Here is a 10,296-nt window from a genome sequence, read left to right on the forward strand (position 1 = left end):
GTCGTGGCGGGAAAGGCGCAGATTGCGCTGGCGCCGTAGGAACGGTGCATTCCTTTGGATTCATGGAGAATACCGATGTCGTGCAACAACCCTGGTTTGCTGCTGTCGATTACCGCCGGCGCCGCAATCGCCGCAGCGTCTCTTTTCATGTCCGCGCCCGCGCGCGCCGCTGGCGTCGAGCCGCTTGGTCTAAAGAGTGATGTTGAGCTCGATACCCTTTTGACACAGCGCGCACGGTTCTCACTCGAGCGCATCCCGCTACTGGACGGACAGTCCCGTAGCCGCCAGGTAAGTGCCTCCATGGATATCGCCGCCGGGGTGATCACGGTCCGACTGGATCGATCATTTGTGCCTGAAGACTACGGCCCATCTTTCGAAGACCAGAGAAGCATCATCAACAACGGCCTGATCCATGAAGCCGAGAAGTTTGCGCCGGTAGTAACGGTGGAGTACCTCTACGACGGGAAGGACATCTACCACTACTTTCCCGAGATCAAGGCCGCCGACGATGCTGCACGCGAGGCCGGTCGGCGCTGGCGAAACGGTGGCGGCGGCTCCGGCATGGCGTTCGTTGCGGCCGGTCACGGTTATTTTCTGAGCCATAGAACCAATAGCTGGGTGAGCTCGCGCGACGAGCATAATGGTGTCAATGAGGGGCTGCTGACGCCGTTGTACGCGAGTGAGCTCAAAAGTCTTATCGAGGTCCGCAGTCGCATGCCGGTGATCCGGCCACGCGTGCAGGATGCTGGACTGATTCATCCGGAGAGTGGCTTTGAATGGTGGACCATGGCCGCTCGTTATGCGATCGCGGAGCAATATCCAGGTGAGACGTCGATATGGAATACCCACGCAGGCAGCACCGCGTGGAACCGGGAGGAGCTGGAGGACATCAACAGCAGGCCAAAGCTCGCCAACCACGTGAAGGCGGAGATGGTCATCCATCTACATAGCAATGCCGACGACAACGGAACCGCGCGCGGTGCGCGCGTCATCGTCCAAGCAGGGCGCCCTGATGATCAGGCACTTGCGAGCAGTGTGCTTTGTTCGATGAAGGAGGCAATACAGAGTCGGCCCGGCTACGAGTCGTTCGTGGTGGCGACGAAGCCGCATGTAGACAATAAAGGGGAGAACAGGGAGGCGAAGATGCCCTCGATCATCGTCGAAACTGCCTTTCACACCAATCCCGAGGATGCCAAGGCATTGCTCGATCCGGTGTTTCGCACCGCGTCGATGAAGGGGGTGGAGAAGGGCTATCGCCTCTGGGCCGCAGGCAAGGACTGCACGGCTTTTGAACTGGGTCCGATTGAGGACTTTTCCCTTCCCATTGGTGGCGCTTCCGAGTTGACGCTGAAAGTGCAGGGAAATCCCCAGTTTCCAGTGACGCTCGAAACCCATGTGGCCGGATGCTCGGAACAAGGGGCCTGCGACGCCTACACCAAGGTGTTCGATGATCCCGACGTGCCGATGCTGGTGCAGACCGGGTGCCAGGGCAGCGGGTCAGGCGTGGCGGACTGGTCGGCCCGGATGATCGATGCCGACGGCGTGGCCACGGCCCCGGTGACCTATCGGCAGGTATGCGGCCGAGGATGACCACAGGTCTGGCGCAGAAAAGGTTCTTCGCCCCTATGATGGGGCCCTCACGGGCGCGACAAACCCGAGCGGAGACGCCAGCCGATCCAAGCGGCGCCTGCACACCCGGCCACCCGCGCAGGGTCGTGCTCACGCTGCGACGGCCCTTGCAACAAGATGTTCCCCGCAGGGGCGAAGAGCCAAAAAAAGGCCGGCGCATCGCGCCGGCCTCCGTGAATCACCGTGCAGCGGGCTTGCCTCAGCCCAGCTCACCCTTCGCATCCAGGTAGCGCTCGGCATCCAGCGCGGCCATGCAGCCGAAGCCGGCCGAGGTGATCGCCTGGCGGTAGTGCTGGTCGGCCACGTCGCCGGCGGCGAACACGCCCTCGACCGAGGTCTGGGTGGCGTTGCCGCCCAGGCCCGAGCGGATGTCCAGGTAACCGTTGTTCATGGTCAGCTGGCCGTCGAACAGGCTGGTGTTGGGGTGGTGGCCGATGGCCACGAAGAAGCCGTGGGCCTCGATGTCGCGGGTGCTGCCGTCCAGCGTGGACTTGACCCGCACGCCGGTGACGCCGGCATCGTTGCCCAGCACTTCATCGACCTGGTGGTGCCACACGGTCTCGATCTTGCCGGCCGCCACCTTGGCGAACAGCTTGTCCTGCATGATCTTTTCCGCCTTGAGGGTGTCGCGGCGGTGGACCAGGTAGACCTTGCGGGCGATGTTGGACAGGTACAGCGCCTCTTCCACGGCGGTGTTGCCGCCGCCGACCACGACCACGTCCTGGTCACGGTAGAAGAAGCCGTCGCAGGTGGCGCAGGCAGACACGCCGCGGCCCTTGAAGGCCTCTTCCGATTCGATGCCCAGGTACTTGGCGGTCGCGCCGGTGGCGATGATCAGCGCGTCGCAGGTGTACTCGGCACTGTCGCCGATCAGCTTGAACGGGCGCTGGGCCAGGTCGGCGGTGTGGATATGGTCGAAGATCACCTCGGTCTCGAAGCGCTCGGCATGGGCCTGCATGCGCGTCATCAGGTCCGGGCCCATCAGGCCATGCGCGTCGCCGGGCCAGTTGTCCACTTCGGTGGTGGTCATCAGCTGGCCACCCTGCTGCAGTCCGGTGATCACCACCGGCTTGAGGTTGGCGCGCGCGGCATAGACAGCGGCGGTCCAGCCGGCCGGGCCGGAGCCGAGGATGACGAGCTTCTGGTGGCGGGAGGGCAGGGAATGGCTCATGTAGACTCGCGTAAATGGTGATGGGGCGGGACGCCGGCGGTGATTGCGTGGCGTCCGGGACAAGCCATAGAGTGGCGGCAGGGGCGGGGCGATTCAAGGCGACCGGTGGAGCGGGGCGACCTGCGGGGCATGTCGGCGCCTCCCGTGTCGAAGTTTTGACAGGGGCCGGGCCGGGTGGGCGTGCCGACCAACGGTCGACACCTACCGGGGTGCCAGCCAGTCGTTTATTATCAAGCACTAACAGTGCATTCCCAAGGTGTGGTCTAAGGTGGCGAAGCAGCTCCCGGAACGATCCAAGTCTCCCGACAGCAAACCGTCGCGCAAGGCTGCGGCGGCGCCTGCGCCTGCCGATAATCCGGGCCGTCAGCGTCTGTGGCGCGACCTCGGCCTGATCGCGATCGCCCCGGCGCTGCTGTATCTGGTCGCCAGCCTGTTCACCTATTCGGCCACCGACCCCGGCTGGTCGCACACCGGCAGCGTGGTCGCGCCCATCCACAACATGGGCGGCCGGGTCGGGGCGTGGATCGCCGACGTGCTGCTGCAGCTGTTTGGCTACATCGCCTTCGTGCTGCCGATCGTGCTCGGCGCGCTGGCCTGGATCGCCATGTTCGGGCTCAAGCGTGAAAGCAAGGGCGAGCATGACCTGGACCCGGCGCTGCGGTTGGTTGGCCTGGTCGGCTTCCTGATCGCCGGCACCGGCTTCCTGCATGTGCGTCTGTTCACTGGCGATGTCGCCCATGCCGGCGGCATTCTCGGCCGGCTGGTGGGCAACTCGCTCAGCGCCGGGTTCGGTGCGCTGGGTGCGAATCTGTTCGTGCTGGTGCTGCTGCTGGCCTCGATCACCCTGGCCACGGGCATCTCCTGGTTCGTGGTGATGGAGAAGATCGGTCGCTGGGTACTGGCGCTGCCGCCGCTGTTCAACAAGAAGAAAGAGCAGGCCACCGAGTGGCAGCAGACCCGCGCCATGCGCGAGGAGCGCCAGGAAGTGCGCAAGGTCGATGCGGAGGTGCGTGCCAAGCGCGAGCCGGTCAAGATCGAGCCGCGCCCCGAGCCGGTGCTGGAAAAGAGCGACCGGGCCAAGCGCGAGACCCAGATCCCGATGTTCCGCGGGGTCAATGGCGATGGCTCGGACCTGCCGCCGCTGGCGCTGCTGGACGATCCCAAGCCGCAGCCCAAGGGCTACGACGAAGACACGCTGGAAACGCTGTCGCGGCAGATCGAGTTCAAGCTCAAGGATTTCCGCATCGAAGCGCAGGTGGTGGGCGCCTATCCGGGTCCGGTGATCACCCGTTTCGAGATCGAGCCGGCGCCGGGCATCAAGGTCAGCCAGATCAGCTCGCTGGACAAGGACATTGCCCGTGGCCTGTCGGTGAAGTCGGTGCGCGTGGTTGACGTGATTCCGGGCAAGTCGGTGGTGGGCCTGGAAATCCCCAACGTCACCCGCGAAATGATCTACCTGTCCGAACTGTTGCGCTCCAAGGAGTACGACAAGTCGACCAGTCCGCTGACCCTTGCCCTGGGCAAGGACATCGCCGGGCGCCCGACCGTGGCCGACCTGGCGCGCATGCCGCATCTGCTGGTGGCAGGCACGACCGGTTCGGGCAAGTCGGTGGCGGTCAACGCCATGGTGCTCAGCCTGCTGTACAAGGCGTCGCCCAAAGACCTGCGGATGCTGATGATCGACCCGAAGATGCTCGAGCTGAGCGTCTACCAGGGCATTCCGCATCTGTTGGCGCCGGTGGTGACCGACATGAAGGAAGCCGCCAACGGCCTGCGCTGGTGCGTGGCCGAAATGGAACGGCGCTACAAGCTGATGAGCGCGGTGGGCGTGCGCAACCTGGCCGGCTTCAACAAGAAGGTCAAGGATGCCGAGGACGCCGGGCAGCCGATGATGGACCCGTTGTTCAAGCCGAATCCGGAACTGGGCGAAGCGCCGCGCCCGCTGGAGACGCTGCCGTTCATCGTGATCTTCATCGACGAATTCGCCGACATGATGATGATCGTCGGCAAGAAGGTTGAAGAACTGATCGCGCGCCTGGCGCAGAAGGCACGTGCGGCCGGCATCCACCTGATCCTTGCCACCCAGCGCCCGTCGGTAGATGTGATCACCGGCCTGATCAAGGCCAACATTCCCACCCGCATCGGCTTCCAGGTCAGTTCCAAGATCGATTCGCGCACCATTCTGGACCAGTCCGGTGCGGAGACCCTGCTGGGCCACGGCGACATGCTGTACCTGCCGCCGGGTACCGCGTTGCCCGATCGCGTCCACGGTGCGTTCGTGTCCGACGAGGAAGTGCACCGCGTGGTCGAGCACCTCAAGGCCAGCGGCCCGGCCGATTACATCAGCGGTGTGTTGGACGAAGTGCAGATGATGGGCGATGGCGTGGTAGTAGGCGCCGGTGGCCTGCCCGAGGCCAGCAGCGGCGGCGGCGACGAATCCGATCCGCTGTATGACGAGGCGCTGCGCATCGTCACCGAAACCCGCCGCGCGTCGATTTCCGGCGTGCAGCGCCGGCTCAAGATCGGTTACAACCGCGCCGCGCGCCTGATCGAAGCGATGGAAATGGCCGGCGTGGTCAGTCCGCCCGAACATAATGGCGACCGCAGCGTGCTGGCGCCGCCGCCGCCGAAGTAACGGCGCGAGATCGTGGAAGGGGGGGCGATGCGTGCATTGCCCCTTTCGATGCTCACCCCGCACGCGGTTGTGTTGCACGCCTCGACCGCCCCCTCTCGCCCGCACCCGCCTGCACAAGGAACCCGCAATGAAGTCGATGCTGTGGTTGGTGTTGGGCGGCCTGGCCTTCGCGCCGGCCCTGGCGCGCGCCGATACGCAGTCGTCGCCTTCAGCACCCGCCCCGGTGCCAGCCTCGGCCGCATCCGGCACGCCGGGCGGGCAGGGCACGCCGACCGAGGCGCAGGCCAGCAACAACTTCAGCTTCGTGCGTTACCGTGCCGATTACGTGGTGCGCCCGGACGCGGGCAACACCCAGACCGAAGAGTACGACATCCTGCTCAAGACCAAGTCGGCGGTCGAGCAGTTCAGCCAGGTGCGGCTGAGCTACAGCGAAAAGATGGAAACCCTGGAGGTGCTGGCCGCCTATACGCTCACCGCCGACGGCCAGCGCCGCGACGTGCCGGCCGACCGCATCTACACCCAGGAGAGCTACTCCAGCGCGGCTGCGGCGATGTATGCCGACCGCAAGGTGCGGGTGGTGGTGTTTCCCAACCTGGCCCCGGGTACGCGGCTGGTCTACAAGACCCGGCGGACCCAGAACACACCGTACTTCCCCGGCTACTTCGGGCTGTGGGAAACCTTCAGCGTGTTCACCCAGTACGACGACGCACGGGTGACGCTGTCGGCACCGGCCGCGCTGCCGATGTTGGTGCAGCAGCGCGATGTGCAGGGCAGTGACCGACCGAAGATCCGTGACGGCCAGGCCACGTGGGAGTGGCGCTACCAGCGCCGCGAGCCGATGCAGGCGCAGAACTGGTCGGCCGCGGCGTGGGAGTTCAGCCCCACCATCATGGCCAGCACCTACCGCGACTGGGCGCAGGTGGCCAGCGCCTACCAGCGCAAAGGGGGCRAGGCTGCCAGGGTGACCCCTGGCATCCAGGCGCTGGCCGACCAGCTCACCGCAGGCATCACCGATCGCCGCGACCAAGCGGCGGCGCTGTACCGCTGGGTCTCGCAGAACATCCGCTACGTGGCGGTGTACCTGGGCAATGGCGGGCTGGAGCCGAATCCGGCGCAGAGCATCCTCGACAACCACTATGGCGACTGCAAGGACCACGTGGTGATCCTGGAGGCGCTGCTGGCTGCGCGTGGCATCCAGAGCAGTCCGGTGCTGATCGGTGCGGGCGGCGGCCCGAGCCTGCCGGCGGTTCCGCTACTGGGGCGGTTCAACCATGCCATCACCTACATCCCCGAATTCGATCTCTACCTGGACTCGACCAGTGCCTATGCACGGTTTGGCCAGTTGCCCGACGGTGACCTGGGCGCGCCGGTGCTGCTGACCCGGCAGGCAACAGTGGCGCGCACCCCGGATAACGATGCCAGCCGCAATGGCAATGGCCTGGACGTCAGTTTCCGCTTCGACGCAAAAGGCGATCTGGCCGGCCAGACCGTGCTGCAGCCGAGCGAGATCAGCGAAATCGGCATGCGGGGATCGTTCGCGCGTCTCAATGCGCAGAACCGGGCGCGGGTGGAGGAATCGATCATGGCCTCGTCCGGGTTCGACGGCACCGGCGCGCTCACCCTGTTGGGCGATCCGCAGGACCTGAGCCGCCCATTCAACTATCGCTACGATTTCCATGCCAGCGACTACGTCGACTTCGGCGTGGTCGGCGGCATGCCCTTGCCCGATGCGCCCGGCGGCGAGTCCTTCCGCGATATCTACACCACCACCTCGGCCCCGGACAACGCCACGCCGTTTTATTGCACCGACAGCCTTCGCGAGGAAACCTACCGGCTGCAGTTCCCGGTGGGCGTGCCGATCGTGGCGATCCCGCGCCGCCAGCAGTTCCGCAACCCGGCGGGGGAGTACCGGCTGGACTGGAGCCGCGAGGGCCAGACCATCGTTGCCCGCCATCGGCTGCAGCAGCGCGCGGTGCGCGGCGCGCAGGCGCTGTGTCAGTCGCAGGACTATCCCGCGTTCCGCGAACTGTACCAGCAGGTGCGGCGCGGTTTTCGTGGGCAGGTGGTGTATGGCGACCTGAAGACGGTGCAGGCAAACCCGTAGCCCGTCAACGCCGCGCTGCGCGGGTGCGTCGACGCGGCGCATACTACTGCCCTGATCGCCCATTCAGGTTTCCATGGGCACACTCCGATCCATCCTTTCCATATGTCCCGGATACTGCCATGAACACCTCTTTCCGCCGCTACCTCGTTGCCGCCACCCTGGTCGTGGCCAGTGTCGGGTCGGCCTCGGCCTGGGCCGGCGCCCGCGATGAGCTCAACCGTTTCACTCAAGGCCTGAAGGGCCTCGATGGACAGTTCAGCCAGCAGGTGTTTGACAGCAAGGGCAAGGTCAAGGAGAACACCAGTGGTCGCGTCGCGCTGTCCGCGCCGCGTCTGTTCCGTTGGGAATACATCAAGCCGCACGAACAGCTGATCGTGGCCGACGGCAAGAAGGTCTGGGTGTACGAGAAGGATCTGGAGCAGGCCACTGTCCGCGCGCAGGGCGCCGAAGAGCAGAACAGCCCGCTCACCGCACTGATCAATCCGGCGTTGCTGGACAAGCAGTACGACGTGAGCGAAGAGGCCGCAGCGCGCGATGGCCTGCAGTGGTTGTCGCTCAGCCCCAAGCGCGAGACCGACACCGCCTTCCAGTACGCCGCGCTGGGCTTCAACGCCCAGGGCCTGGCGCGCATGGAAGTGGTGGATGCAGTGGGTCAGCGCACGGTGATCAACTTCACCGGTTGGAAGCGCAACCCGGGCTTTGCCGCCGGTACCTTCAGCTTCGCACCGCCCAAGGGCACCGACGTCATCGGCGAGTAAGGCGGGGGCGCTCATCGCCGCGTTCAATCGCAGGATGGCGTCGGGACGGGGTAGAGCCAGGCCATGCCTGGCTGGGCCTTCCCGAGATCCCGTCCGCCGCACGGAGAGCAGCCAGGCATGGMCTGGCTCTACCGGGATTCGCAATGGGTCGGTCGTACGGAGAGCAGCCAGGCATGGCCTGGCTCTACCGGTGCTTATCCGACGTGGGTTCACGCGCGCTCGCGATAGAATACGTGCGTGGCCAGAAACCGAACGACATTCAACGGGCCTGATCTGCTGACCGTGGATCGGGACAACATGCGTCCGCTCGCCGAGCGGATGCGTCCGCAGACGCTGGACGAGATGGTCGGGCAGAAACGCCTGCTCGCGCCGGATAGCGCGCTGCGCCGCGCGGTCGAGTCCGGGCATGTGCATTCGATGATCCTGTGGGGGCCGCCCGGCTGTGGCAAGACCACCCTGGCGCTGCTGCTGGCGCACTACGCCGATGCCGAATTCCGCGCCATCTCCGCAGTGCTCTCCGGCCTGCCGGAGGTGCGCCAGGTGCTGGCCGAGGCCGCCCAGCGCTTTGCCGACGGCCGCCGCACCGTGCTGTTCGTCGACGAGGTGCACCGGTTCAACAAGGCGCAGCAGGATGCATTTCTGCCGCATATCGAGCGCGGGACCATCGTCTTTGTCGGCGCCACCACTGAAAATCCCTCGTTCGAACTGAACTCGGCGCTGTTGTCGCGCTGCCGCGTGCATGTGCTCGAATCGGTGTCGCCGGCCGACATCGTTGAGGCGCTGGAGCGCGCGCTGCACGACAGCGACCGCGGCCTTGGCAGCGAAGCGCTGCAGGTGGCTCCGGAATCGCTGCTGGAAATCGCCACCGCTGCAGATGGCGACGTGCGCCGCGCGCTGACCCTGCTGGAGATTGCGGCCGAACTGGCGGGCGGCGACGGTGGCCGGATCAGTCCGGAGATGCTGCTGCAGGTCCTGGCCGACCGCACCCGGCGCTTTGACAAGGGGGGCGAGCAGTTCTACGACCAGATCTCGGCGCTGCACAAATCGGTACGCAGTTCCAATCCGGATGCCGCGCTGTACTGGCTGACGCGGATGCTCGATGGCGGCTGCGACCCGTCCTACCTGGCGCGGCGGCTGACCCGCATGGCGATCGAAGACATCGGTCTGGCCGATCCGCGCGCGCAGTCGATGGCGCTGGAAGCCTGGGACATTTACGAACGCCTCGGCAGCCCGGAAGGCGAACTGGCCTTCGCGCAACTGGTGCTCTATCTGGCCAGCACCGCCAAGTCCAATGCCGGCTACGCCGCGTTCAACAAGGCCAGGCAGGACGTGCGCGAGAGCGGCACCCAGGAGGTGCCGCTGCACCTGCGCAACGCGCCGACCAGGTTGATGAAGGAGCTGGGGTACGGCAAGACCTACCAGTACGACCATGACGCCGATGGCGGCATCGCGCTGGACCAGACCGGGTTCCCGGATGCGATGGGCGAGCGGGTGTATTACGAGCCCGTACCGCGTGGCCTGGAGATCAAGCTGAAGGAAAAGCTGGACCGGCTGCGTGCGGCGCGCGAGCAGGCGCGCGCGGAGAAGGGTGGCGCGTAATGGACGGGTTTTCGACGTGGTGGCAGCAGCTGGGGCTGGTCATGGCCGGCGGCGCGCTGGGAGCCGCTCTGCGCTTCATGGTGGGCGATGCGATGCTGCGCCAGTTCGGCAGCGGTTTCCCATGGGGCACCCTGACAGTGAACCTGGTCGGCGCCTTCGCTGCCGGTTACGTGATGGTCTGGCTGCAGAGCCGCGGTACGGCCGCGCTGTACTGGCGGGCGTTCCTGATCGTGGGAATCATTGGCGGGCTGACCACGTTCTCCTCGATGGTGYTGGAGTCGCTGGTGTTCACCCGGACCGATCGTGGCCTGATGCTGCCGCTGTACCTCGGCGTCAGTCTGATAGGCGGCTTGCTGCTGGTCTGGTTGGGCGCTCGCGTGGCCGAGGCGTGGCGCTGGTA

7 protein-coding genes are annotated in these 10,296 nt (G+C 65.7%); 6 read left to right on the plus strand and 1 reads right to left on the minus strand.

Annotation, left to right across the window (positions count from 1 at the left end):
• Positions 1-75: 75 nt before the first annotated feature.
• The gene (locus AC1DR7_RS16130) at positions 76-1,590 is read left to right on the plus strand and encodes an N-acetylmuramoyl-L-alanine amidase family protein (protein WP_478052905.1); all 1,515 of its coding nucleotides are present in this window, start codon (positions 76-78) and stop codon (positions 1,588-1,590) included.
• Between the two features lie 238 nt (positions 1,591-1,828).
• Here AC1DR7_RS16130 and trxB read toward each other — a convergent pair whose 3' ends face one another.
• Positions 1,829-2,800 (minus strand): thioredoxin-disulfide reductase, encoded by a 972-nt coding sequence (trxB, locus tag AC1DR7_RS16135; protein ID WP_256776711.1) that lies wholly within the window; start codon positions 2,798-2,800, stop codon positions 1,829-1,831.
• 268 nt (positions 2,801-3,068) lie between these two features.
• Between trxB and AC1DR7_RS16140 the strand changes: the two genes are divergently transcribed.
• The 5 genes from AC1DR7_RS16140 to crcB all read left to right on the plus strand — a co-directional run.
• The gene (locus AC1DR7_RS16140) at positions 3,069-5,435 is read left to right on the plus strand and encodes a DNA translocase FtsK (RefSeq protein ID WP_478076554.1); all 2,367 of its coding nucleotides are present in this window, start codon (positions 3,069-3,071) and stop codon (positions 5,433-5,435) included.
• 127 nt (positions 5,436-5,562) lie between these two features.
• Entirely contained in the window at positions 5,563-7,539 is a 1,977-nt protein-coding gene (locus AC1DR7_RS16145) for a DUF3857 domain-containing protein (protein WP_478076555.1), read from the plus strand.
• A 119-nt stretch (positions 7,540-7,658) separates the two neighbouring features.
• The gene (gene lolA / locus AC1DR7_RS16150) at positions 7,659-8,297 is read left to right on the plus strand and encodes an outer membrane lipoprotein periplasmic chaperone LolA (RefSeq protein ID WP_457320530.1); all 639 of its coding nucleotides are present in this window, start codon (positions 7,659-7,661) and stop codon (positions 8,295-8,297) included.
• A gap of 297 nt (positions 8,298-8,594) precedes the next feature.
• Positions 8,595-9,896: a replication-associated recombination protein A gene (locus AC1DR7_RS16155; protein WP_256776715.1), complete on the plus strand. Its 1,302-nt coding sequence runs from the start codon at positions 8,595-8,597 to the stop codon at positions 9,894-9,896.
• Positions 9,896-10,296 (plus strand): fluoride efflux transporter CrcB (gene crcB, locus AC1DR7_RS16160; protein WP_256776716.1); only part of this gene is annotated, 401 nt, incomplete at its 3' end. The genes AC1DR7_RS16155 and crcB, both read left to right, overlap by 1 nt.

The organism is Stenotrophomonas sp. P5_A9 (assembly GCF_056400525.1).